1 protein-coding gene is annotated in these 591 nt (G+C 36.7%); it reads right to left on the bottom strand.

The annotated features are described in order from the left end of the window. Positions 1–102 precede the first annotated feature (102 nt). Positions 103–591 (bottom strand): acetyl-CoA carboxylase carboxyltransferase subunit beta (locus KPL44_RS25130; protein ID WP_301183001.1); only part of this gene is annotated, 489 nt, incomplete at its 5' end.

A 591-nucleotide genomic window follows, 5' to 3' on the forward strand; every position in this document is an offset into this window, starting at 1 on the left:
AGCTCATCTATTTTACTTTTAAGTTCATACATGTTCTTTTCAAAAGGTAAAGTTACCATAAAATTTCACTCCTTATGTATTACTTTTGTCTTTCTGTCGGTGCTATAAATGAAGTTTCAATATCTGCGCTAAAGTTTCCTTCATAACTTTTCTATCCACTATCTTGTCTATAAAACCCTTCTCAAGCAAAAATTCAGCCCTTTGGAACCCCTCAGGCAATTGCTGTTTTAATGTCTGCTCTATAACTCTTTTACCTGCGAAACCTATTAGTGCATTAGGCTCTGCGAGAATTATATCTCCAAGAGTTGCGAAACTTGCTGTAACTCCACCTGTAGTTGGGTCTGTAAGAACAGTTATATAAAGGTTACCGCTTTCATTATGTCTTGCAATAGCAGCACTAGTTTTAGCCATTTGCATTAGAGAAAATATACCCTCCTGCATCCTAGCTCCCCCTGAGGCTGTAAATATAATAATTAGTTTTTTACTCTCTGTTGCTTTTTCAATGACCCTCGTAATTTTCTCTCCAACTACAGATCCCATACTTCCCATCATAAAATTACTATCCATCACTGCAATTAGCGTATCTTGCCC

Origin of the sequence: Clostridium sp. DSM 17811 (assembly GCF_018861905.1) — a bacterium.
GTDB classification, from domain to species: domain Bacteria; phylum Bacillota; class Clostridia; order Clostridiales; family Clostridiaceae; genus Clostridium_AD; species Clostridium_AD frigoriphilum.